The following is a 22974-nucleotide window of genomic DNA, read 5'->3' as shown; positions in this document are numbered from 1 at the left end:
AGGACGGAGCTACCGGGTGGGGTGGAGCCGTCCCGCGTTCACTTGAGCGCCTTGTAGCGCATGCGCTTGGGCTTGGCGCCCTCTTCGCCCAGGCGCTTCTTCTTGTCGGCTTCGTATTCCTGGTAGTTGCCGTCGAAGAACACCCACTGGCTGTCGCCTTCGGCGGCCAGGATGTGGGTGGCGATCCGGTCGAGGAACCAGCGGTCATGGCTGATGACCAGCACGGTGCCCGCGTATTCCAGCAGTGCGTCTTCCAGGGCGCGCAGGGTTTCCACGTCCAGGTCGTTCGAGGGTTCATCGAGCAGCAGCACGTTGCCGCCCGCGATCAGCGTCTTGGCCAGGTGCAGGCGCCCGCGTTCGCCGCCCGACAGGCTGCCGACCTTCTTCTGCTGGTCGCCGCCGTTGAAGTTGAAGCGGCCCGCGTAGGCGCGGCTCGCCATCTGGAACTTGCCGATGTTGATGATGTCCAGGCCGCCGGAGATGTCTTCCCACACGGTCTTCTCGTCGGACAGCGCATCGCGGTTCTGGTCCACGTAGGCCATCTTGACGGTGGAGCCGATCACCACCTCGCCGCTGTCGGGCTGCTCGCGGCCGGCGATCAGCTTGAACAGCGTCGATTTACCGGCCCCGTTCGGGCCGATGATGCCGACGATGGCGCCGGCCGGGATGTTCATCGACAGGTTGTCGATCAGCACGCGGTCGCCGAAGGACTTGGTGACGTTCTTGAACTCGATCACCTGGGTGCCCAGGCGGTCGGCGACGGGAATGAAGATTTCCTGCGTCTCGTTGCGCTTCTGGTATTCGAAATCGCTCAGTTCCTCGAAGCGGGCGATACGCGCCTTGGACTTGGCCTGGCGGCCCTTGGCGTTCTGGCGCACCCACTCCAGTTCCTTCTTCAGGGCCTTGGCGCGGGCTTCCTCGCCCTTCTGCTCGGATTCGAGGCGGGCCTGCTTCTGGTCCAGCCAGGTGCTGTAGTTGCCCTTGTACGGAATGCCGTGGCCACGGTCCAGTTCCAGGATCCACTCCGCGGCGTTGTCGAGGAAGTAGCGATCGTGGGTGATGGCCACCACGGTGCCGGGGAAGCGGTGCAGGAACTGTTCCAGCCAGTCGACGGATTCGGCGTCCAGGTGGTTGGTGGGTTCGTCGAGCAGCAGCATGTCGGGCTTGGACAGCAGCAGGCGGCACAGCGCGATGCGGCGCTTCTCGCCACCGGACAGCACGCCCACGTTGGCCTCCCAGGGCGGCAGGCGCAACGCGTCGGCGGCGATCTCCAGCTGGTGCTCGGAATCGGTGCCGGCCGTGGCGATGATGGCTTCCAGGCGGGCCTGCTCGGCGGCCAGCGCATCGAAGTCGGCATCGGGCTCGGCATAGGCGGCATACACCTCCTCGAGCTTGGCCTTGGCGGCGAAGACCTCGCCCATGGCCTCTTCCACGCTCTCGCGCACGGTGTGGCTGGGGTCGAGTTGCGGCTCCTGCGGCAGATAACCGATCTTCAGGCCCGGCATGGGGATGGCTTCGCCCTCGATCTCCTTGTCAACGCCGGCCATGATCTTCAGCAGCGTGGACTTGCCCGAGCCGTTCAGGCCCAGCACGCCGATCTTGGCGCCGGGGAAGAACGACAGGGAGATGTCCTTCAAGATCTGCCGCTTCGGGGGCACGGTCTTGCTGACGCGGTTCATCGAATAAACGTACTGGGCCATTGGCTTTCTTTCCTTGGAATGGGGGCGGCTCCGCCCGGACGGGAGGCAGCGGCGGGGAGCCGCGCGGCGGAGGCTTTGCCCTCGATTATCGGATGCTTTGCGCCGGGCGGGATGGCAGGCCCGGCCGGAGGGCGGGCGCTAGCGCCCGGAGAGCTTGCGCGCTTCGTGCGTCCACTGCGCCGCGGCGCGCGCGATCTCGGCGTGCAGCAGGGCGTGGTCGATATGGGCCAGCTCCCCGCCGAGCAGGCTGGAAGCCGCCTGCTTCGCGGCCTCGGCGCGCGCGGCGTCGAGGTCGGCATTGCGCACGGCAGTGTCGGCAAGCACCGTGACCCGTGCGGGCTGGATCTCCACGTAGCCGCCGGACACATACACCTCGATGCGCTCGCCGGCCGGGGTCTCGATGTGCACGAAGCCCGCGCGCAGCCGCGTGAGCAGCGGCGTGTGGCCGTGCAGCACGCCGAAGGCGCCCTCCGCGCCCGGCAGGCCCACCACGCGCACCGGGCCGGACCAGACCAGGCCTTCCATGTGGGCGATGTCGAGTTGCAGGGCGCCGTCCGGCGCTGCGGCGGGCGATGACGAGGGCGTTGAGGGCATGGGGCGGGTCCGCGGGCTGGCGTGGCGGCCATGGCAGCGCACCGGGTAAATCCCGATGGCGGCCTGGCCACCGCAACGTGAATGACAGGCCGCCAGTCTAAGCCCGGGACAGTCCGGCGCGGGCAACGGCCACGCCTGCAGTGTGTCCCTGCGCACGGTGTGGTGCGATCTCGTGCCACAATAGCGCCTCAGCCGCCGGCACCAGGAACCGGCGGCCTCAGCAACCTGCTGGGGACGAGGAAGCCGCCACGCGGTGTTCCGGCTCCCATTCGTGAATCCCATCTGCCTTGACTGGACGCAGCCCCCTCCCCCGGGTCCTGCGACAGGCCGATGCCTCCCGCGCCCGGAGAGGGCGCTTCCTTGAATGACTTTTGACGAACTGAACCTGGCCCCGGCCATTCTGAAAGCCGTGCACGAGCAGGGCTACGAGACCCCCACTCCCATCCAGGCCCAGGCCATCCCCGCCGTGCTCGCAGGGCACGACCTCCTCGCCGGAGCCCAGACCGGCACCGGCAAGACGGCGGCCTTCACGCTGCCGATGCTGCACCGCCTCACGCAGGGCGGCACCGCCCGGCCCGCCGGCGGCATCCGCGCCCTGGTGCTCACCCCCACGCGCGAGCTGGCCGCGCAGGTCGAGGAAAACCTCCGCGCCTACGCCAAGCACCTGGACGTGAAGTCCACCGTCATCTTCGGCGGCGTGGGCATGAACCCGCAGATCGACCGCATCAAGCGCGGCGTGGACATCCTGGTGGCCACCCCCGGCCGCCTGCTGGACCTGCAGCAGCAGGGCTTCCTGGACCTCTCCAAGGTCGAGATCCTGGTACTGGACGAAGCCGACCGCATGCTGGACATGGGCTTCATCCACGACGTGAAGAAGGTGCTGGCCCTGGTGCCCCGCGACAAGCAGAGCCTGCTGTTCTCGGCCACTTTCAGCGACGAGATCCGCGAACTCGCCAACACCCTGCTCAAGAACCCGCAGAGCATCCAGGTCACGCCGCGCAACACCACGGTGCAGCGCATCACGCAGGTGATCCATCCCGTGGGCCGAGGCAAGAAGAAGCAGGTGCTGCTGCACATCATCCAGGAACACAACTGGAGCCAGGTGCTGGTGTTCACGCGCACCAAGTTCGGTGCCAACAACGTGGCCGAATTCCTCACCAAGAACGGCGTCAATGCCATGGCGCTGCACGGCAACAAGAGCCAGAGCGCCCGCACCCAGGCGCTGGCCGGCTTCAAGAGCGGCGACATCCGCGCACTGGTGGCCACCGACATCGCCGCGCGCGGCATCGACATCGACGAGCTGCCGCACGTCGTGAACTACGAGATTCCCAACGTTCCCGAGGACTACGTCCACCGCATCGGCCGCACCGGCCGCGCGGGCGCCAGCGGCGAGGCCGTGAGCCTGGTCTGCATGGACGAGGAAGGCTTCATGATGGAGATCGAGCGCTTCACCAAGCAGGAGATCCCGGTGCAGGTGCTCGACGGCTTCGGCCCCGAGGAAGGCGAGAAGGCCGAGCCGATCGCCATGGGCCGCCAGACCATCTGGGGCGGCGCCGGCAAGCCGCCGAGCCGCGAGGTCATGCAGGCAGCTGCCAAGGCCGCGCGCAGCGAGATGATGGAGCGCATCCGCACCAACAAGGCCACCCAGGGTGAACGCAGCGGCGGCGGCAAGTCCGGCGGACGCGGCGCGCAAGGCCAGGGCGAAGGCGGCAGCAACGGTGGCCAGAAGCCCCAGCGCGGCCGCGGCGGTGCGCAAGGCCAAGGCCAGGGCCAGGGCAACGGCCCGCGCGCGGCCCATCCCGGCAACGGCGGCCATCCGCGCTCCGGCAACGGTGGCGGCGGCAATGGCGGCGGCCGTGGCAACCGCCCCCCGCGCAGCGAAGGCGGCCACCGCTCCGACGACCTGCAGCCGCGGCGCGAGAACGCCCACCTGGGCACGCAGCTCGGCACCCACCTGGGCCCCGCGCGCCATGGCAGCGGCAGTGGCGGCGGCCAGCCCGATCCGATGCGCACCAGCGTGGACAGCATGTCCAGCGGCCGGCGCGGCGGCGGCTTCCGCAGCGGTGGCGGTGGTGGCGGCGGCTATGGCGGCGGCGGTGGTGGTGGCTACGGCGGCGGCCGTGGCGGCAACCGCGGCCCCCGTGGCGGCGGTGGCGGCGGTGGCGGCGGCTACGGACGCTGAATCTCCGCGCGGCCCCTAACCGGGGGCGGCGCCTCGTGCCCACGGCGCGGCACGGGCGGTCTTCGGACCGTTCCGTGCCGCGCCGTTTCGTTTCCAGCCGTCCGGGCCCGAATGCCCCGGCACACGGGACTGCCACCGACACGGCGCGGCCCCGGCGCCGGGTAACATCGGCCCCGCCTGCCAACCCCGGCCGAACGCGGCCCGATCGACCATGAACCAGCCATTCGACGCCCTCCGCCCCTCCAGGACCGCCGCTCCCGGCCTGCCGCCCCGCGCGCTCGCTCCCCTGGTTCTGGCCATCGCCGTGCTGGCGGCGGGCTGCAGCAGCACGCCGCTGCCCCCCTGGCCCGCGAGCGCGCCGACGCCCCTGCCCTCCACCGCGCAGACGCGACCGGCTCCCGCACGCGCCGTGCCCCCGCCGCTGGGCACCACGCGCGCGGAAGTGGTCACCACCCCGATCACCGAAACCCCCATCGTGCCGCAGCCGGAAGGCGCGGCGCCGCCCTCCGCCGCCGCGCCGGCCGAGGCCCTGCCCTATTCCGCCGCCGTCGCGGCACGGTTCCCCGATCCCTCGGTGCGCTACGACACGCCCGGCCTGGCCGACGGCCGCCGGGCCTTCACCACCAACGCCGAGGCCTCGCAGTGGCTGCACAGCCTCGCGCCCCAGGCGGGCAGCGCGACGAAGACGGCGGTGATCGAGTGGGGCCGCTCGCAGCGTGGCGTCCCGCTCGAGGCGCTCGTGGCCACCCGCGGAGCCGGCACCTCGCTGCAGGACCTGGATGCCAGCGGCCGGCCCACCGTGGTGCTGATCGGCCAGCAGCACGGCGACGAACCCGCGGGCTCGGAAGCGCTGCTGGTGATCGCGCGCGAACTCACGCAGGGCCTGCTGGAGCCGCTGCTGGACCGCATCAACGTCGTCGTCGTGCCGCGCGCCAACCCCGACGGCGCGGAAGCCGGCACCCGCGTGACCGCGAACGGCACCGACATGAACCGCGACCACCTGCTGCTCACCACGCCCGAGGCGCAGGGGCTGGCCCGCCTGGTGCGGGACTACCGCCCCATCGCCATCGTCGATGCGCACGAATACACCGTGGTCGGCCGCTTCCTGCAGAAGTTCGGCGGCATCCAGCGCTACGACGCGCTGATGCAGTACGCCACCACCGCCAACGTGCCGGAATTCCTCACCAAGGCCTCGCGCGAGTGGTACTACCAGCCCATGTCGGCCGCCCTGCAGGGCCAGGGGCTGACCAGCGACTGGTACTACACCACCTCCACCGATCCGGCGGACATGCGCGTCTCCATGGGCGGCACGCGGCCGGACACCGGCCGCAACGTGAACGGCCTCAAGAACGCGGTCAGCCTGCTGGTGGAAACGCGCGGCGTGGGCATCGGCCGCACGCACATCCAGCGCCGCGTGCACACCCAGGTGACGGCGCTGACCAGCGCCCTGCGCAGCACGGCCGAGCGCGCCGCCAACCTGGAGCAGGTGCGCTCGTTCGTCGCGCGCGACACGGTCGCGCAGGCCTGCCGCGGCGAGGTCGCCGTGGATGCGGGCCCGACCGCCACGCAGCGCGACCTGCTGATGCTCGACCCGCAGACCGGTGCCGACAAGACCGTGCGCGTGGAATGGAACTCGTCGCTCGACCTGCGCATCCTCACCAGCCGCCCGCGCCCCTGCGGCTACTGGCTCGGCCCCTCGGCGGGCGAGGCGGTGGACCACCTGAAGATGATGGGCGTGCAGGTGATGCGCGTGGCCGAGCAGGGATCGCTGCTGGCCGACACCTACCGAGAAACCGCGCGCGACACCGCTCCTCGGGAAGACGTGCGCGGCACCGTGGCCGGCGCGACGGACACCGTGCGCGTGAAGGTCGAGACCGTGCGCACCGCCATCGATGCGCCCGCCGGCAGCTACTACGTGCCGCTCAACCAGCCCCTGGCGAACCTCGCGGTCGCCGCGCTGGAGCCGGACACGCAGAACAGCTATTTCGCGAACCGACTCATCGGCTCGCTGGGCGACACGGCCCGGGTGATGACCACGCCGACGCTGGTGTTCGAGGAACCGGACTGACCTGAACCGCGGCGCCCATGCGCCGCGCGGTACGCGCCGGCGGATCAGACGGACGCGTGCCGCTCGTCCAGGGCGCCCGGCACGGTGGCGGCCTGGCGCTCCTGCGCGGCCGCCATGGCCACCACGTGGGTGGTCATGGCCACGGCCAGCGCCTCCTCGCCCAGGAAGACCTTGCCCACGCCCTCGCTTTCGAGCAGTTGCGCCTCCTCCTCGTTGTGGGTGCGCACCACGGTCTCGATGGCGGGATTGAGGGTGCGGGCAGTGGCGACGATCTGCCGCACGTCCAGCGTGTCCGGCGTGGCGATCACCAGCATGTGGGCCCGCGCGATGTGCGCCTGGATCAGCACGGCCGGCTCCACGGCATCGCCGGCGACGGCGGCCATGCCCTGGGTACGCAGCCACTCGACCAGTTCCCGGTTCTGCTCGGCCACCACGAAGGGAATGTCGCGCGCCGCCAGGGCAGCGGCGATGCGGCGCCCCACCCGGCCGTAGCCGACCAGCACCACCTGGCGGGCCAGGTAGCGCTGGTGCGTGCTCTCGGGCAGTTCCGCCAGCGGATCGTCGCGCAGCTCCAGCTGCCGCGCCCAGGCCGAGCGCGCCCGCAGCCAGTCCTGCAGCGGCGCGATGGCGCGGAACAGGATGGGGTTGAGGGCGATGGAAAACAGCGCGCCCGCCAGCACCAGGCTCGCACCTTCCGGGGGCAGCAGCCCCAGCGACGCGCCCAGGCCCACGAGGATGAACGAGAACTCGCCGATCTGCGCCAGGCTGGCCGACACGGTGAGCGCAGTATTGAGCGGATAGCGGAAGGCCAGCACCAGCGCGGCCGCCGCGAAGGTCTTGCCGAAGATGATGATCGCCACCACGGCGAGCACCTGCAGGGGGCGCTCGAGCAGCACGCGCGGATCGAACAGCATGCCCACGGAGACGAAGAACAGCACGGCGAAGGCATCGCGCAGCGGCAGCGATTCCTGCGCGGCGCGGTGGGCGAACTCCGATTCGCGCATCACCATGCCAGCGAAGAACGCGCCCAGTGCGAACGACACCCCGAACAGCGCGGCCGAGCCGAAGGCGATGCCCACGGCCGCTGCCACCACGCACAGCGTGAACAGCTCGCGCGAGCCCGTGCGCGCCACCTGCCACAGCATCCAGGGAAAAAGCCGGCGCCCCACCAGCAGCATCACGGCCACGAAACCGCCCACCTGCGCCAGCGTCCAGCCCACGGTCTTCCAGAGCGGCGGATGGGCCACGGCATCGGCCGCGCCCTCCGGCGTGCCGCCGAGCCAGCCCGCCAGGGGCGGCAGCAGCACCAGCACGAGCACCATGGCGAGGTCCTCCACCACCAGCCACCCGACCGCGATGCGGCCCGTATAGGAATCGAGGATGCCGAGCGTTTCCAGCGCCCGCAGCAGCACCACCGTGCTGGCCACCGACAGGGCCAGGCCGAAGACCAGCGCACCGCCCAGGCCCCAGCCCCACCAGGTGGCCAGGCCCACGCCCAGCAGCGTGGCCACGGCCATCTGCACGATGGCGCCGGGCAGCGCGATCTTGCGCACGGCGAGCAGGTCGCCCAGCGAGAAGTGCAGGCCCACGCCGAACATCAGCAGCATGACGCCGATTTCGGCCAACTGGCTGGCCATGGCCCCGTCGGCCACGAAACCGGGCGTGTAGGGCCCGATCGCCACGCCGGCCAGCAGGTAGCCCACCAGGGCGGGCAGGCGCACCCGCGTCGCCAGGAAACCCAGCAGCAGTGCCAGGCCGAGGCCGACGGCGATCGTATGGATGAGGGCGACGCTATGGGGCATGTGTCAAAGGATGGGGCTTTGGCAGCGCTCAGCGCGCGGGAGGGGCGGTGGAAGCGATCTCGCTGCGTTCCGTTATAACCGCAAAGCGGCCCGGCGGCGATGCCCCCGCGCCACGGAGCTGCCTGCCGCGCGGGTATGATCACGGGCCTCGGAAGCGCCGCGGCAGCCGGCCTGCTTCCCACCATCTGCCCGTAGCTCAACTGGATAGAGCAATTGCCTTCTAAGCAATAGGTCGGGGGTTCGAGTCCCTCCGGGCAGGCCAAGGCTTCCCACGCACACCGACAAGCAACTTACCTGCCTTCACAGCACGTATCGGGATGGCGCCCCTATTCTGGTGGACGCGGGGTCTGGGCCGGTACCGTGGCCACTCTCGGTCCGGCGGCCGTGCGGGGTGTGAAGCAGCCCGGATGGTCACCCCGCACCCTTGCATGCCGGCAAGCCCATGGCACGATGGGGGTAATGCACGAATTGATCACAATGGTGCACCCTCTGGCGCCCCACCCATGCACGCTCTGATTGCCGGCGTCCTGCTGGCCACCCTTTCCCTGACATCCACTGCGGATGGCGGATGGTTCACCGTGTATGGGGACCCGGCGCTGGCCGAGCGGGACCTGATACAGATCCGCCCGGAGTCGGTCACGCACCTCGAGGGCGACCTGATCAGCGTGGAAGTGCGCGTCACCCGGGAAACCTTGCGCGATGCCTATGGCGGGGGCCCGTACCGCGGCCACGAGAGCCTGGTGGTGGTGGACTGCTCCCGGAGGGAGGCCTGGTACACCCGCATGCGCTTCTATGCCCTGCCAGGCTGGACGGGTGCGGCGTCCGCGGAACGGACCTTCCGGCAAGGGGAGGCACCCGTCACGTTCAAGGCCATACCGGACCAGGCCGACCGGCTGGTGCGGGCGGCCTGCCGGCTGCGCCGCTGAAGCGCATCACGGCCTCGGAACCATGGCCTCAACCCAGCCACTGCCGGTGGCGGGGCACGTCTTCGTCCGCGAACTGGGATTGCACGGTCTGGCGGCTGTCGGGAATGTCCTCGACATCCGGGCAGGGCTCGACGTCGCCGAGCTGGACCTGCCAACGCGGCAGGTCGCGCTGCCCCATCTGGCGCGCACGTGCACCTTCGGCGATGAAGAAGGCGGAGCCTCCCGAGCATTGGACGACGGACATGCGGCACCTCCTTTTCAAGCTGCGAGCCCCTATTGGGCTCCTGGCAGGAAGTGCGCGGGGTGGGACGGGCGAGGCAGGCGCTGTAGGACCGCGCCCGCCAGCGCCGGCGTAGCGCATCGGCGCACGCCCTTCCCGCCGCGCTGGCGCTGCAGGGCCTGCTCACCGGCCAGTGGCGCCTCCTGCACCGCCGCTGCCAGCACCGCTGCCACCGGTACCGCCACCGCTGGAGCCACCGGCTCCGGTGCCGCCGGGCCCCATGCCCGAACCGCCGGCACCGCTGCCCGTTCCCGTACCGGAACCGCCCGAGCCGTTGCTGCCTGCACCACCGCTTCCCGGGGTGCCGCCGCTGCCGCCCGAGCCGGTACCGGAGCTTCCGGAACCGCTGCCGGAATGCGCGCCGGAACTGCGGCCATCCGGATGGGCTCCGGAGCGCTTGCTGGCGCCACTGGCCCGGGGGGACGGGGCATCGGCGGTGCTGCCGCCCATGGCGCCGCCGGAAGACCCGCCCGCCGCCTGCGCCTGCGTCAGCGGGGCGCCCATCAGCAACGCGCCCGAGATCAGCGCACCGGCGCAGTACCGCAGCGTCTTGCGCATCTGTGGATTCCTGTTCATGGATGACTCTCCTTGTGTCGTGGTTGAGGACTGCAGGCCGTGCGCTCCCGGATGGGACCGCGGCAGCGGCAGCGCCCGCTACGGCTTGCCGGGCCTGGACGCCAGCTTCCTCCTGCGCCGGCTCGGCCGTTTGTAGGAATCGCAGCGGATATCCACGAGCACGGCAAATGCGGTTCACGGAAGTTGCAGCCACTACACGTCTGGCATCGGAACGTGACCATCGCGATGCGCACTGGCGCGCCCTCCTACGCACGCGGGGGCGTCAGTCTCTGCGCACGCGGCACCGGAACACGCGCAGCAGCCCCGGTGTTCTGCCGTAACATACATGCGGCGCGGGCGCCTCTGCAGCCCCTGCGGCGACGGGAGGCAGATGCATCCGGCCCCGGGGCCGCGGCCACCTTCCGGTGCCGCGCAGGTCCGAACCACCGCACGGCATGTGCCCCCCGGGCATGGCAGCCGGCACCGTCTCCATCTTTCGAAGAACCCATGAACAGCCTGCGCCGAATGCTCGCCGTGCTCGACCTCTTTCGCCCGGAACAGCCGGTGATCGACGTCGATACCATCTGCCGGGAACTGGACTACACCCCCGCGAGCGCGTACCGCTACCTGCGCGAACTCGGCGACGTGGGGCTGCTGGTGAGGCTGCCGCGCGGTTATGCGCTGGGCCCCCGGATCATCGCGCTGGAGCGGCAGATGACCGACTACGACCCGATGCTGGTGCGCAGCCGCGACCTGATCGACCGGCTGGTGAAGGAAACCCAGCTGGACGCGCTGATCAGCGAGCTGTATGGCGACGTGGTGATCAACGTGCTGCTGCAGCGCGGCAGCGATGCCGCGCCAGCGGACAGCGGGCGCGGCAAGCCCATCGACCTGTTCCACAGCGCGACGGCCCGCGTGGTGCTGGCCTATCTCTCGCCGCGGCAGATCCGCCGCATCTACGACGCGCATGCAGCCGGGCCCGAACTGGAGCATGTCGGCCTGCAGTGGAAGGATTTCTCCAAGAGCCTGCTGGCGATCCGCAAGCAGGGCTATTGCATCAGCGAGGGAGAGCTGCACCCCGAGCGCATCGGCATCGCGGCGCCGGTGTTCGACGAGAAGCAGCGCGTGCTGGGCAGCATCACGCTGGTGGGACGCAGCGAGCGCTTCAAGGCCTTCCAGGAAGGCTTCCTGTGCAAGCTCGTTACCGAGGCTGCGGCCGAGCTGACCGAGCGCATCGCCCGGCAATGAGGAGCGGCCGCTCCGTGGCCGCAGCCGCCGGCATCCTCCCCACCAGGCCAGGAGGACCACCGGCGGCCCGCACGGCGTTCAGAGCGACGCCAGCCCCCGGCCGAAGACGTCCAGCGCCTTGAACAGCAGCGAGCGCGGCACGGTGAGGGATGGCATGACGCGCATCACGTTGGTATGGCGGCCGCAGGGCACCATCAGCACCCCGTGGCTCAGCACGTAGCCCATGAGGCGCCCCAGCTTCTCGCCGGTCAGCGGGGCCCGCGTGGCCTGGTCTTCGACCAGTTCGATGCCGATCATCAGCCCGCGCCCGCGCACTTCGCCCACGTAGGGGCTGTTGAAGCCCCGGATGTACTCCTGCGCCTCCAGGCCCACATCGTGGGCGCGCTGGACCAGGTTCAGTTCCGGGTCCTGCAGCAGGCGGATGTTGGTGAGCGCCACGGCGGCGGAGAGGGCATTGGCCGCGAAGGTGTTGGGAGCGGAGCCGTCCGGGATCTTCGCGGCGAGGTCCGAGCGCATGACCAGGCCGGCCATGGGCACGTCGCCGCCCATGCCCTTGCCGAAGGTCAGCATGTCGGGCTTCACGCCGGAGTGCTCCACGGCCCACATCTTTCCGGTGCGTCCCGCGCCGCACTGCACCTCGTCCACGATGAGCAGCGCGCCGCTGCGATCGCAGGCCTTGCGCAGCAGTTGCAGGAATTCCGGGGCCGGAGGCACGTAGCCGCCCTCGCCCTGCACGGGCTCGACGATCACCGCAGCAACATCGTCGGCAGCGGTGTACGGGGTGTTGAGCAGGTAGTCGATGTACTCGCCCGCGATCTGCTCGGCGCTCTTGTGCGTGGTGTCGAAGGGGAAACGGTAGGCATACGGGTAGGGCGCATGGATCACGCCACCCATGAAGGGGCCGTAGCCCTTGCGGTAGGCCGTGCCCGTGGTGAGCGCGTTGGAAGCCTGCCAGATGCCGTGGTAGCCACCGTGGAAGGCGACGATCTGGTGGCGGCCGGTGACGCGCCTGGCGAATTTCACGGCCGCTTCCAGCGCGTCGCTTCCGCTTTGCGTGAAGAAGGTGATGCAGTCGCCGCGCAGTCCTTCGGGCGCAATCTCGGAGATCTTCGCCGCCAGTTCGGTGCGCCGCGTGTTGTTCACTTCCATGGCGTGCATCAGGTCGCCCGCCTGCTGCTGCATGGTCTTCACCACCTCCGGATGGCAGCGGCCCACGCTGCTCACGCCGACACCGGCGGACAGGTCCACGAAGACGTTGCCGTCGGGGTCCTTGAAGGTCACGCCGAAAGCGCGGTCCATCACGACGGGCATGCGGCCGCCGCCGCGCGCCATCGATTCCGTGCGCGCGGACAGGGCCAGCGCTTCGGCCGCCTTCGGGCCGGGAAAGGCGGTGGACACCATCTTCGGGGCATCGGCAAAGTTCAGGGCTTCCAGTTCAGCTTCAGTCATAAAAACGTACCTTGTTGCGTATCTGCGGGATGGCGTGCGGCGGATGCGCCGCACGCCGTGGAGCGCCAGGTGATGGTCATCCAAGCTGCGGAAGACGGGTTAGCCGGAATCGGCAACCGGAACTGCGGCCTGTTCCGGCGGCGCTATGCCTCGCGTTCCAGCGTGAAGGAGCGGACCACGCCGGCGAGGCGGGCGGACTGGTCGCTGAGGCTGCCCGCGGCAGCGGCGGACTCTTGCACCAACGCGGCGTTCCGCTGGGTCGCATGGTCGATCGACCCCATGGCCTCCGCGACCCGCACGATGTCCTGGTTCTGGGCGCGGCTGGCGTCGTCGATGCCGGCGGCCCGCTGCGCGATGCCCCCGACGTGGCGCACGACCGCTTCCATGGTGGCGCCCGCGCCCTGCACGAGCCGCGCCCCCTCGTCCACCCGGAGCGTACTGGCCTGCACCAGCGCCTTGATGTCCCGGGCAGCGGCGGTGGCGCGCAGTGCCAGCGCGCGGACCTCTGCCGCCACGACGGCGAAGCCCCGGCCATGCTCCGCGGCGCGGGCGCCTTCCACCGCCGCATTCAGAGCGAGGATGTTGGTCTGCCGGGCGATGCCGTCGATCACGCCCGTGATGTCGGCGATGCTGCGCGCGCCGGCAGCGATCTCGCCCATCACCGCGACCACTTCACGCACGGCCGCACCGCCCTGTTGCGCGGCGATGCGAGCCTCCTCCACGAGCGCGGCGGTCTCGCCCGCCACCCGCGCGTTCTGGCCGGACACCGCGGAGACCTGTTCCATGGCCGCAGCGGTCTGCCGCAGGCTGGAGGACTGCTCCTCGGTGCGGCGCGAAAGATCCAGGTTGCCCGAGGCGATCTGCGACGCACCGACCGCTATGGATTCGCTGCTCTCGCGCACCTGGCGGACGATGCCCGCGAGGCTTTCTGCCATGCGCTGCAGCGCGCCCAGCAGCTGGCCCGCCTCGTCACCGCGCCGGGTCTCCGTGCGCACGCTGAGATCGCCGCGCGCCACCGTCGAGGCCAGCGCCAGGGCCTCGGACAGGGGGCCGGTGATCGAGCGCGTCAGCACCACGGCGATGCCCGCGGCCAGCGCCAGGGCCGCAGCGGCCAGGACCGCCATGGCCGCCTGGGCGAGCCGCGCCGTGCGCAGGGCGTCGGCACCGAACTGCACCATGCCGTCCGCCTGGGCCCTGCCGAAGCGTTCGATGGCGGCCAGGTAGGCCTGCTGCGCCGGAAGCATGTGCTGCACCAGGAAAACCCCGCCTTCGTCCAGGCTCTGCGCCAGCACCAGCCGGGATAGTTCGGTCTTGCGCGAGGCGTAGGCCTTGCGGAGCTCCAGCACGCCGTCCAGCGTCGGCAGCCCCTTTTCCGCTGCGCCCGGCATGTCCTGCAGCGCGCGGACCGCAACGTCGATGGCGCGGTCCGCGGCATCGACCTTGTCCATTTCTGCACGCACCGCCTCCAGGTCGGTGGCGATGAGTGCCGTGCGCAGCGCGATGGCCTGCGCGTGCACCGCGTTCTCGATGGCGTGTGCCTGGGCCACCCTGGCATAGCGGTCGTCCACGATGCGCTCGGTATTGGCCGAGACCGCGGCCATCCGCTCGATGCCCACGGCCGCGAGGGCCATCAGCAGCGCGATCACCGCGCCGAAGCCGAGGCCGAGCCGGGCCCCGATCCGCATGTCGTTCATCCAGCGCATGCCGGTACCTGCCGTCGGACGGGCTGCGGGCTATGCCCGGTCCTGGCCCAGGTTCGCGAAGCGGCCGGGCTCGCGCCTGCGCAGCCGCCGCGCGGCCCACAGGCCCAGCAGCGCCGCCACCGGCACCGCGCCCACGAGCACGATGGACGCGCGGGGGCTGGCGCCCGTCAGGACGTGGAAGTTGGCCACCGCGAGCGCCAGGACCGCGCACAGGCCCAGGCAGGCCAGCAGCGGCAGCACCAGCACGCGCAGGCGGCCGTGGCCGCGTGGCCGGCCATGGAAGAACGCGATCACTGCGGCGGCAGTGCACACCATCAGGGCCAGTACGCAGACCGATGCGAGGTTGCTGAGCCAGGAGAACACCGACAGCACCGGGTCCGCACCGGCCACCGCGAAGCCGATCACGACCACCGCGCACAGTGCGGTCTGCAGCAGCGAGGCGACGTGCGGGCTCTTGTACTCGGGGTGCGTGCGGCCCAGGACTGCAGGCAGCAGGCCCTCGCGGCCCATGGAATAGAAATAGCGCGCCGTGGAGTTGTGGAACGCGATCAGGCCCGCATAGATGCTGACGATGAACATGCCGCGCAGCACCAGGGTGAGCTGCGGCCCGCCGTACTGGTCGGAAAGCAGGTAGAGGAAGTTCGTCGGATCCTCCAGTGCCGAGATGGCCGCCACGACTTTTTCGCTGCCCGCGCCGATCACGAGGCACCACAGCGAGAACGAGTAGAAGCAGCCCACCAGCAGCAGCGCCGCATACGTGGCGACGGGAATGCTGCGCCGCGGATCCTTGGCCTCTTCGCTGTAGATGGTGGTGGCCTCGAAGCCGATGAAGGCGGCGAAGCAGAACAGCAGGCCGATGAAGGGATTGCCGCTGGAGATGGCCTGCGGCGTGTAGGACCGCAGGTGGATGCCGTCGGCGCCGCCGTGCGCGAGGATCAGCACGTCCAGGCACAGCACGACGACGTACTCGGCCACCACGAAGCCCGCGAGCATCTTCGCGGAGAAGTCGATCTGGTGGTAACCGAAATAGGCCACCGAGGCCATGGCCGCCAGCGCGCACGACCACCACGGCAACTGCCACCCGGACAGCGCATGGATCGCCTCCGAGGTCACCGCCCCCAGCAGGCCGTACAGGCCGAACTGCAGCACGACGTAGCCGAGGATGGCCACCATCGCCACCGCCCCGCCCGCGTGGCCGCCCAGGCCGCGCGCCACCATCGAGTAGAAGCCGCCCGCGCTGGTGACGCAGGTGGCCATGGCGGTGTAGCCCGCCGCGAACATGAGCAGCAGCGCCAGCGCCACCAGCACCAGCGCGGGTGTTCCCGCCCCGTTGCCCAGCATGATGCCGATCGGGAAGCCCCCGGCCACCACGCTCAGCGGGCTGGCGGCGGAGATCACGAGCAGCGTGATGACTCCCGCGCCGAGCGTCGATCGCCGCAGGCCCGTCGAGGAGGGCGTACCGGCCTGCTGCGCTCCGGTCACATGGGGGTCTGTCCATTCCATACATTCATCTCCGTGCTCGGCGTGTCATGTCGGGACCCGGACGCCGCGCGAAGAGCGCAAGCCGGGCCCGGGCCGAAGCAGGCGCAGTCTAAGAACGGCCGGCCGGTACGCGATATCCCGGATCGGCAAGCCGGTTCGGCGGGCCACTGCGCGGCATGGTTTCCAGGATGCAGGGCATGCCCGGAGGCCGGCAGGAAAGGCACCCGGCGGTACTCCCTGCCGATGGCAGAGCGGGTGCCTGCGCTCGGGGAGAAGAGCCTGCAGGAACGTTCAGCTCGCCAGCCGGCGCGCGTCGGCGCGGCGCGTCTGCGACGGCAGTTCGCCGAACAGCTCCTGGTACTCGGCGGCGAAGTGGCTCAGATGGAAGAACCCCCAGGCCGAGGCGGCGTCGCCGATGGACAACTCCGACGCAGCGGTGGACATCAGTTTGCGGCGCACGCCGTTGAGGCGCACCGAGCGCAGATAGTTCAGCGGTGTGGTTTCCGCTACCGTGCGGAAGCTGTTCTGCACCGTGCGGCGGCTCACGTGAAGGCGCTCGCACAGGTCCATGACGCTGGGCACGTTGACCGCGTCGGACATCGCGAGCCGATGGCACTTTTCCACGATGAAACTGTGCGTGGAACTGCCGTGGCGCTGGGCCCGGTCGCAGGCGGGATCGGTGACGAGCCGCAGCATTTCATCGAGCATGGCCTGCTCCAGCGCCTGCGGCGGCTCCCCCTGCAGCGGCACGCCCGCATCGCCGGAGGCCATGGCCCTCGAGAAGATCGCGAGCAGCCGGCGGCGCGCCTCCTCGAGCCGCTGCTGCGGCACCTTGATCACCGGCTGCCGCAACAGCATGCCGATCTCCCGCTCCCACGGCGTGTCCGCGAGGGCCTGGTCGAAAAACGACTGCTCGAACGTGATGGCCAGCAGGTCCATGCCCATGGGCATGTGGAACATGAACTCCTCGCCACCCCGCAGCACGAAGATGCTCTTGTCGTCCGCCTCCCGGCCCTGCATGCGGATGGAGCCGGGAATGGCGATGGGCACGGCAAAGCACAGCTTGCCGCGGGGCGCCTCCCCATGCTGCACCACGCGCTGGTTGATGTGCTCGCGGAAGACATGGCAGCGCGCACTGTTCAACTGGATGAGCGAACTCTCCAACGCCCCCGCCGTGATCTGGCTGTAGGTCTGGTGCCATTCGCGCACTGCGGATGCATGCACATGGATATCTTGAAACCGATCGATCGACTGATTCATGGTCTGGCGGAACCTCTTGCGCGAGCGCGACCCGCGGGTGCAGGCCTGTCGGCTCTGCCACATTGCAAGAATTGTGCAAGCGCGAATTCCCACATACAGCCGGGAAAACCCGCCATCCGCACGCTGCCAGTGAGCCACGCACTCCCGCACCGCCCCATCACGGTGCGTTCACCCAGGCAGCAGAGAAGTCACCGGCCCGGTGCCTGTTCCGTTCTGCGCAAGCCCGCGCCGCGGCACATGCAGTTGCTGATTTGGGCTAACGCGGCCTGAAGGTCGAACCCGAAACTTCCGGCAACGTCACACAGCGCGGCAGTTCCGGAAACGGGTGATTGCGCGACATGTGCTTCCCCACTTTGCAGAACACACACCGCAACATGCCCATGAACCACTCCTTGAAGCACTACATCAATGGCGCCTCCGCAGAAGCCTCCGACGGAGGCCGGATGGCGCTGGTGGATCCCGTGAACGAGCAGGAATACGCAACGGCGGCGCTCGGTACCGCCGAAGACATCCGGCGCGCCGTTGCGGCAGCCCACGCCCAGTTGCACGGCGGCGCCTGGAGCAGGCTCGGCGGGGCCCAGCGTGCGCGCCTGCTGCTGCGCCTGGCAGACCTCGTGGAGCGCGACACGGAACTGCTGGCCGACATGGATGCGCACGCCATCGGCCGCTCGCCCATGGAGCCGCGCATGATGGACGTGCCCAATGCCGTGTCGCACCTGCGCGCGGCGGCGGGCTGGGCGAACCAGCTCGAGGGACGCACCATCCCGACCAGCGGGTACATGGGCATGCGCACGCTCTCCTATACCGTGCGCGAGCCGGTGGGCGTGGTGGGGGCCATCGTTCCCTGGAACTCGCCGCTGATGATCACCACGTGGAAACTGGCCGCCCTGCTCGCGGCCGGCTGCACCGTGGTGGTGAAACCGTCGGAAGAAACGCCCCAGTCCGCACTGCACCTGGCCGCGCTGTGCAAGGAAGCCGGCTTCCCCGACGGCGTGGTCAACGTGGTGACGGGCTACGGTGCCGTGGTGGGCCGCGCGCTGTGCGAGCACCCCGACGTCGCCAAGATCAGCTTCACCGGCAGCCCCGAGGCCGGCCGCGCGATCCAGCAGATCGCCGGGGCCTCGTTCAAGCGCGTGACCCTGGAGCTGGGCGGCAAGAGCGCACAGATCGTTTTCGACGATGCCTCGTTCGAGCAGGCACTGCGCGGCTGCGCGCTGGGCCTGTTCGTGAACCAGGGCCAGGTCTGCGCGGCGGGCTCGCGCATCCTGGTGCAGCGCAGCCTGGCGCAGCGCTTCGCGGCCGCGCTGGCCGAGGCCGCCGATGCCGTGGCAGTGGGCGATCCGCGCCAGCCGGGCGTGCAGATGGGCCCCGTGGCGAAGAAGGCGCAATTCGAGCGCGTCAACCGCTACATCCGCATCGGACTGGAGGAAGGCGCCGAACTGCTCGCGGGCGGCGTCTCGTCGCCCGACAAGGGCTGGTTCGTGAAGCCCACGATCTTCGCCAACGCGACCAACGCCATGACCATCGCGCGCGAAGAGATCTTCGGCCCGGTGGGCACGGTGATCCCGTTCGACACGGAAGAGGAAGCGATCGCGCTGGCCAACGATTCCAGCTACGGCCTCGCGGCCACGGTGTGGACGAACGACCTGGCGCGCGCGCATCGCGTCGCCGCTGCGGTGCGCGTCGGTGCCGTGGGGGTCAATTGCTGGAGCCCGCTGGAGGCCAACCTGCCATGGGGCGGCGTGAAGGACAGCGGCATCGGGCGCGAGGGCGGGCTGGCCGGCGCCATCGCCTACACCGAAGAGAAGGTCATCACCATCCTGCTGCCCTGAGCCGGCGGCAGTTCTGCCCCCTGACCTCCGTGCGAAAGAGACCCACCATGCGATGGCGCAATACCCTCGATGCCTACGGCAGCGTCTCGATGCTGTTCCATTGGGCGATGGCCGCGGCCTTCATCGCCGCGTACGGGGTCGCGTACTACGTGATCTGGGTCGTCGATCCGGAGACCAGCGTGCGTCCCCCGCTGTTTGGCTGGGCACCCGATGCGCAGCGCGTGGTGCCGATCCTCAACATCCACTGGGTGCTGGGCATGACCATCGGCTTCCTGGTGCTGCCGCGGCTGCTGTGGCGCATTTTCGGCACCACCCCGCGGCACGCCCCGGCCTCCCGCCTGGAGGTACTGGCGGCGGATGCGGCGCACTGGGCGCTCTACGCGCTGCTGATCCTGATGCCCGTGTCGGGCTACATGACCACGTACGACCCCACGAACTTCGGCCTGTTCGTCATTCCCGCGTGCCGCGACACGGCGTTCGCGGAATGGATCCGCTCCCTGTTCGGCCTGACCACGCTCCAGCTTGAAGACGCCATGTGGACGGTCCACAGCTTCCTCGGCAAGAGGGTGGCCTGGGTGCTCGTGGCGCTGCATATCGGAGCCGCGCTGATGCACCACTTCATCCGGCGCGACGACGTGCTGCGCCGCATGCTGCCACTGCGCCGGCGCGCCCCTGCCGCACCGCCGGCGGGCGCCAAGGCCCCGCCGTCGCACCGCTAGACAGTGCCCCGCACGCCGCCGCCATGGCGCGCGGGCGACCGATCGAACCCACCCAACCCACGGAGAATCCCATGGTCCGCAAGCCCCCAGCCCCCTTCTTCCGCGCCACCTGCACGGCCGTCCTCGCGGCCCAGCTGCTCGCGCTTCCCCTCGCCGCCCCCGCGGCCGACCTCGCCCAGCTGGACAAGCTCACGCCGTCCGGCGCGGAAAAGGAAGGCAACAAGGACGGCTCCATTCCCGCATGGCAGGGGGCCGAAGCCCCGCAGGCCGGATGGGAATGGGGCAAGCTGCGCGTGGAATCCTGGAAGCACAAGGATGAAAAGCCGCTGCTGACCATCGACGCATCCAACGCGGACAAGTACGCGGACAAGCTCAGTGCCGGCCAGCTGGCCATGCTCAGGCAGCGCAAGGACTACCGCATGGACGTGTACCCGTCGCACCGCACCTGCGGCGTGCCGGATTTCGTCGCCGCCAACACCCGCAAGAACCTGGGCACCGCGAAGCTCAACGACGACGGCTGGAGCCTGAAGGAAGCCACCGTGCCCGGCTATCCGTTTCCCATCCCCTCCTCCGGCGTGGAGGCGATGTGGAACTCCAAGATGCGCTACCGCGGCGTGGGCATCGACTACAAGGGCACGATCACCGCGGTGTCGCCGCGGCGCGGCAGCACGGAATGGATCCGCGCCGATTCGGAGCAGACCGTGTTCATCCCCTCCGGCGCCAAGGGCTCCACCCAGCTGTCCTCGCTGCCGCCCGTGGAGTTCTACGTGTATTTCGGCTACGTGGCTCCTGCCGCACTGGCCGGCCAGGCCCTGGCGATCACGCAGTACATCAACCAGGCAGAGAACGAGACCTTCTACTACTTCCCCGGCCAGCGGCGGGTGCGGCGCATGCCCACCTATTCGCATGACGCGCCGCAGATCGGCATGGAGAACCAGTACACGCTGGACGAGCCCCAGGTGTTCAACGGCGCGCTGGACCGCTTCGACTGGAAGCTGGTCGGCAAGAAGGAAATGTACGTGCCCTACAACGCGTTCGGCGCGTTCGACTTCAAGGCGAAGTTCGAGGACGTCGCCAAACCGGACTTCATCGCGCAGACGCACCGCCGCTACGAACTGCACCGCGTGTGGGTGATCGAGGCGACGGTCAAGTCCGGCATGCGCCATTCCGCCCCGAAACGCACCATCTATCTGGACGAGGACAGCTGGGCCCCGGTGCTGATGGATGACTTCGACGGCCAGAACAAGCTGGCCAAGATGCGCGAGGGCTTCCTGATTCCCGTCTACGAGACCGGCAGCTGCGACGTGATGGCCATGGTGCAGAACAACCTGGCCGAAGGCCGCTACGTCTTCGACACGCACACGGTCGGCGTCGGCAAGGACATCCGCTGGTTCACCGAGCCCACCGGCCCGCGGTTCAAGCCGGGCTTCTACACCTCCGACAACCTCCGCGCCATCAGCGAGCGCTGATCCCCCGCCCCCCAGGAGAACAGCATGACCACCAAGCACTCCCTGCACCTGCGCACGACCGCCCTGGCCGCCGCCGCGCTGCTCGGCACCGGCGCGGACGCCATGACCTTCGAGACGGAGAACATCCGCGGAAGCTTCGATTCGACCGTCACCATCGGCACCGGCATCCGCATGAAGGACCCGGCCTGCACACTCGTCAACGCCGGCGCCACCGGCGACGGGGCACCCGCAGGCTGCCTGGCGCCCACCTCGGCCCTGGGCGACCAGGGCAACCTCAACTACGCCAAGGGCGATGCCTTCACCACCTACCTCAAGGGCAGCCACGAACTGCTGCTGAAGCTGCCGTCCGACATCACCTTCCTCGGGCGGGTGAACTGGATCAAGGACTTCACCGCCTCCGATACCACCGGCTACCTGGCTGCGGGTGCGCCTTCCGGGCTGCGGGACGGACTGGCGCCGGATGCGCGCCGTGACCTGCGGTTCAAGGCGCGGTTGCTGGACCTGTGGGTGAGCAAGTCCTTCGACATCGGAGACCAGCGCGCGCGCGTGCGCGTCGGCAACCAGGTGATCAACTGGGGCGAAAGCCTGTTCCTGTCCGGCGGCATCAACAGCACGAACGCGGTGGACGTGATGCGCGCCTCGCAGCCCGGCACCCAGCTCAAGGAGGTGCTGCTGCCCGCGCCGATGGTGAGCGTCGCCAGCGGACTGGGCCACGGCCTCAATGTCGAGGCCTACGTGCAGACGCACTGGAACGGCAACTACATGCCCCCCACGGGCAGCTACTGGTCCACTGCCAACGGCCTCGGCAAGGGCCACGACACCTACGGGCTCGTCGAGGCCAAGCCCAGGAACAGCGGGCAGTGGGGCGTGGCGCTGCGCTACCAGCCCGAGGGCACTTCGCTCAATCTCGGCGCCTACGTGCTGAATTACCAGGACAAGGGTGCGAATTTCAGCAGCAACGTGAACGGCACGGGGCGCGCGGGATGGGCGTTCGCGGAGAACCGCCGGCTCTACGGCGTGAGCGCGAACATGCCCGTGGGCGACTGGTCCGTCGGCACGGAACTGTCCTACCGGCCGCGCGATGCGGTGTCGCTGAATTCCGCCGCCACCGGGTGCGCCTCGCAGGGCGGCAACTGCTGGGTGGACGAGAAGAAGTTCCAGTGGCACCTGACCGGCCTCTACAGCGTCACGCCCAGCAACGGCCAGTGGCTGCTCGACCTGCTGGGCGCCAGCACCGCCACCCTGATGGCGGAAACCGTGGTGGTGCGCTACCCGCACCTCAGGCAGCTGTACGGCGCCGATCCGATCTCCGCGGGCGCCTGGGGCTGGGGGCAGGAGTTCGACGCGGGGGCGTCGCCCTCGCCCATGGGCTCGAAGACGGCGTGGGGATACAACCTGGACTTCAGCTGGGTGTACGACGGCACGGTCATCCCCGGCTGGCAGGTGATCCCCGAGATCTACTACTTCCAGGCCGTCAAGGGCCGCACGCCCAATGCGGCCGGCCAGCTCATGGAGGGAGCGAAGTCGATCAACCTCACGGTGAGCTTCGTGCAGAACCCGGCCAAGTGGCAGGCTTCTATCAACTATGCGGCCTTCTTCGGCGGCAAGCGGGTGTTCGACCAGCCGCTGCGCGACCGCAACTACCTGGGCTTCACCCTGTCGCGGAACTTCTGACCGCCCGCCCGCCACCCGACCGCCTGCCGAA

At 69.7% G+C, this 22974-nt stretch carries 17 protein-coding genes and 1 tRNA gene; 9 read left to right on the top strand and 9 right to left on the bottom strand.

Annotated features, from left to right (window positions below):
• Positions 1 to 38: 38 nt before the first annotated feature.
• Together ettA and atpC are read right to left on the bottom strand one after the other, a co-directional pair.
• The gene (ettA, locus tag ACAV_RS08570; RefSeq protein WP_013594171.1) at positions 39 to 1700 is read right to left on the bottom strand and encodes an energy-dependent translational throttle protein EttA; all 1662 of its coding nucleotides are present in this window, start codon (positions 1698 to 1700) and stop codon (positions 39 to 41) included.
• A gap of 138 nt (positions 1701 to 1838) precedes the next feature.
• On the bottom strand, positions 1839 to 2294 hold the full coding sequence (gene atpC / locus ACAV_RS08565) for an ATP synthase F1 subunit epsilon (RefSeq protein WP_013594170.1): 456 nt from the start codon (positions 2292 to 2294) through the stop codon (positions 1839 to 1841).
• Between the two features lie 364 nt (positions 2295 to 2658).
• Here atpC and ACAV_RS08560 point away from each other — a divergent pair, with 364 nt between their 5' ends.
• Positions 2659 to 4476: a DEAD/DEAH box helicase gene (locus ACAV_RS08560; protein ID WP_013594169.1), complete on the top strand. Its 1818-nt coding sequence runs from the start codon at positions 2659 to 2661 to the stop codon at positions 4474 to 4476.
• Between the two features lie 211 nt (positions 4477 to 4687).
• The gene (locus tag ACAV_RS08555) at positions 4688 to 6544 is read left to right on the top strand and encodes a M14 family metallopeptidase (RefSeq protein WP_013594168.1); all 1857 of its coding nucleotides are present in this window, start codon (positions 4688 to 4690) and stop codon (positions 6542 to 6544) included.
• A gap of 44 nt (positions 6545 to 6588) precedes the next feature.
• Here ACAV_RS08555 and ACAV_RS08550 read toward each other — a convergent pair whose 3' ends face one another.
• A complete protein-coding gene (locus ACAV_RS08550) occupies positions 6589 to 8346 on the bottom strand; it encodes a cation:proton antiporter domain-containing protein (protein WP_013594167.1) in 1758 nt (585 codons plus the stop codon).
• 185 nt (positions 8347 to 8531) lie between these two features.
• Between ACAV_RS08550 and ACAV_RS08545 the strand changes: the two genes are divergently transcribed.
• Positions 8532 to 8608: transfer RNA gene (locus ACAV_RS08545), tRNA-Arg, on the top strand.
• A gap of 241 nt (positions 8609 to 8849) precedes the next feature.
• Entirely contained in the window at positions 8850 to 9272 is a 423-nt protein-coding gene (locus tag ACAV_RS08540) for a hypothetical protein (protein ID WP_013594166.1), read from the top strand.
• Positions 9273 to 9300: 28 nt separating this feature from the next.
• Here the strand turns inward: ACAV_RS08540 and ACAV_RS08535 are convergent, their stop codons facing one another.
• Positions 9301 to 9516, bottom strand: a complete 216-nt coding sequence (locus tag ACAV_RS08535) for a hypothetical protein (protein ID WP_013594165.1) — start codon at positions 9514 to 9516, stop codon at positions 9301 to 9303.
• Positions 9517 to 9675: 159 nt separating this feature from the next.
• On the bottom strand, positions 9676 to 10128 hold the full coding sequence (locus tag ACAV_RS24535) for a hypothetical protein (RefSeq protein WP_013594164.1): 453 nt from the start codon (positions 10126 to 10128) through the stop codon (positions 9676 to 9678).
• A gap of 486 nt (positions 10129 to 10614) precedes the next feature.
• Here ACAV_RS24535 and ACAV_RS08525 point away from each other — a divergent pair, with 486 nt between their 5' ends.
• Positions 10615 to 11355, top strand: coding sequence for an IclR family transcriptional regulator (locus ACAV_RS08525; RefSeq protein ID WP_013594163.1), 741 nt, complete (start codon positions 10615 to 10617; stop codon positions 11353 to 11355).
• A 78-nt stretch (positions 11356 to 11433) separates the two neighbouring features.
• Here ACAV_RS08525 and ACAV_RS08520 read toward each other — a convergent pair whose 3' ends face one another.
• The 4 genes from ACAV_RS08520 to ACAV_RS08505 form a co-directional block, all read right to left on the bottom strand.
• Positions 11434 to 12804 (bottom strand): aspartate aminotransferase family protein, encoded by a 1371-nt coding sequence (locus ACAV_RS08520; RefSeq protein WP_013594162.1) that lies wholly within the window; start codon positions 12802 to 12804, stop codon positions 11434 to 11436.
• A 143-nt stretch (positions 12805 to 12947) separates the two neighbouring features.
• A complete protein-coding gene (locus tag ACAV_RS08515) occupies positions 12948 to 14507 on the bottom strand; it encodes a methyl-accepting chemotaxis protein (RefSeq protein ID WP_013594161.1) in 1560 nt (519 codons plus the stop codon).
• Between the two features lie 30 nt (positions 14508 to 14537).
• Positions 14538 to 16010 carry an APC family permease gene (locus ACAV_RS08510; RefSeq protein WP_013594160.1) on the bottom strand — a complete coding sequence of 491 codons (1473 nt, stop codon included), beginning with the start codon at positions 16008 to 16010 and terminating at the stop codon, positions 14538 to 14540.
• A 270-nt stretch (positions 16011 to 16280) separates the two neighbouring features.
• A complete protein-coding gene (locus tag ACAV_RS08505) occupies positions 16281 to 17249 on the bottom strand; it encodes a helix-turn-helix domain-containing protein (RefSeq protein ID WP_013594159.1) in 969 nt (322 codons plus the stop codon).
• Positions 17250 to 17623: 374 nt separating this feature from the next.
• On the opposite strand from ACAV_RS08505, the gene ACAV_RS08500 reads away from it, so the two are divergent.
• The 4 genes from ACAV_RS08500 (at position 17624) to ACAV_RS08485 (ending at position 22943) form a co-directional block, all read left to right on the top strand.
• On the top strand, positions 17624 to 19081 hold the full coding sequence (locus ACAV_RS08500) for an aldehyde dehydrogenase family protein (RefSeq protein ID WP_434799803.1): 1458 nt from the start codon (positions 17624 to 17626) through the stop codon (positions 19079 to 19081).
• A gap of 47 nt (positions 19082 to 19128) precedes the next feature.
• Positions 19129 to 19800 (top strand): cytochrome b, encoded by a 672-nt coding sequence (locus ACAV_RS08495; RefSeq protein WP_013594157.1) that lies wholly within the window; start codon positions 19129 to 19131, stop codon positions 19798 to 19800.
• Positions 19801 to 19871: 71 nt separating this feature from the next.
• A complete protein-coding gene (locus tag ACAV_RS08490) occupies positions 19872 to 21269 on the top strand; it encodes a DUF1329 domain-containing protein (RefSeq protein WP_013594156.1) in 1398 nt (465 codons plus the stop codon).
• Positions 21270 to 21293: 24 nt separating this feature from the next.
• Entirely contained in the window at positions 21294 to 22943 is a 1650-nt protein-coding gene (locus tag ACAV_RS08485) for a DUF1302 domain-containing protein (protein WP_013594155.1), read from the top strand.
• Positions 22944 to 22974: the final 31 nt, after the last annotated feature.

The sequence above is a fragment of the Paracidovorax avenae ATCC 19860 genome (assembly GCF_000176855.2).
GTDB classification, from domain to species: Bacteria; Pseudomonadota; Gammaproteobacteria; order Burkholderiales; family Burkholderiaceae_C; genus Paracidovorax; species Paracidovorax avenae.
Note: the sequence above shows the minus strand (reverse complement) of the source record. Positions and strands in the feature narration are given on the sequence as shown.

Excerpts from the sequence above, each read along its gene's own strand:
- ACAV_RS08505 (WP_013594159.1), bottom strand. The coding sequence starts at position 17,249 with ATGAATCAGTCGATCGATCGGTTTCAAGATATCCATGTGCATGCATCC.
- ACAV_RS08560 (WP_013594169.1), top strand. The coding sequence starts at position 2,659 with ATGACTTTTGACGAACTGAACCTGGCCCCGGCCATTCTGAAAGCCGTG.
- ettA (WP_013594171.1), bottom strand. The coding sequence starts at position 1,700 with ATGGCCCAGTACGTTTATTCGATGAACCGCGTCAGCAAGACCGTGCCC.
- ACAV_RS08500 (WP_434799803.1), top strand. The coding sequence starts at position 17,624 with ATGCCCATGAACCACTCCTTGAAGCACTACATCAATGGCGCCTCCGCA.
- ACAV_RS08520 (WP_013594162.1), bottom strand. The coding sequence starts at position 12,804 with ATGACTGAAGCTGAACTGGAAGCCCTGAACTTTGCCGATGCCCCGAAG.
- ACAV_RS08550 (WP_013594167.1), bottom strand. The coding sequence starts at position 8,346 with ATGCCCCATAGCGTCGCCCTCATCCATACGATCGCCGTCGGCCTCGGC.
- ACAV_RS08485 (WP_013594155.1), top strand. The coding sequence starts at position 21,294 with ATGACCACCAAGCACTCCCTGCACCTGCGCACGACCGCCCTGGCCGCC.
- ACAV_RS08525 (WP_013594163.1), top strand. The coding sequence starts at position 10,615 with ATGAACAGCCTGCGCCGAATGCTCGCCGTGCTCGACCTCTTTCGCCCG.
- ACAV_RS08510 (WP_013594160.1), bottom strand. The coding sequence starts at position 16,010 with ATGGAATGGACAGACCCCCATGTGACCGGAGCGCAGCAGGCCGGTACG.
- atpC (WP_013594170.1), bottom strand. The coding sequence starts at position 2,294 with ATGCCCTCAACGCCCTCGTCATCGCCCGCCGCAGCGCCGGACGGCGCC.
- ACAV_RS08490 (WP_013594156.1), top strand. The coding sequence starts at position 19,872 with ATGGTCCGCAAGCCCCCAGCCCCCTTCTTCCGCGCCACCTGCACGGCC.
- ACAV_RS08495 (WP_013594157.1), top strand. The coding sequence starts at position 19,129 with ATGCGATGGCGCAATACCCTCGATGCCTACGGCAGCGTCTCGATGCTG.
- ACAV_RS08535 (WP_013594165.1), bottom strand. The coding sequence starts at position 9,516 with ATGTCCGTCGTCCAATGCTCGGGAGGCTCCGCCTTCTTCATCGCCGAA.
- ACAV_RS08555 (WP_013594168.1), top strand. The coding sequence starts at position 4,688 with ATGAACCAGCCATTCGACGCCCTCCGCCCCTCCAGGACCGCCGCTCCC.
- ACAV_RS24535 (WP_013594164.1), bottom strand. The coding sequence starts at position 10,128 with ATGAACAGGAATCCACAGATGCGCAAGACGCTGCGGTACTGCGCCGGT.
- ACAV_RS08540 (WP_013594166.1), top strand. The coding sequence starts at position 8,850 with ATGCACGCTCTGATTGCCGGCGTCCTGCTGGCCACCCTTTCCCTGACA.
- ACAV_RS08515 (WP_013594161.1), bottom strand. The coding sequence starts at position 14,507 with ATGCGCTGGATGAACGACATGCGGATCGGGGCCCGGCTCGGCCTCGGC.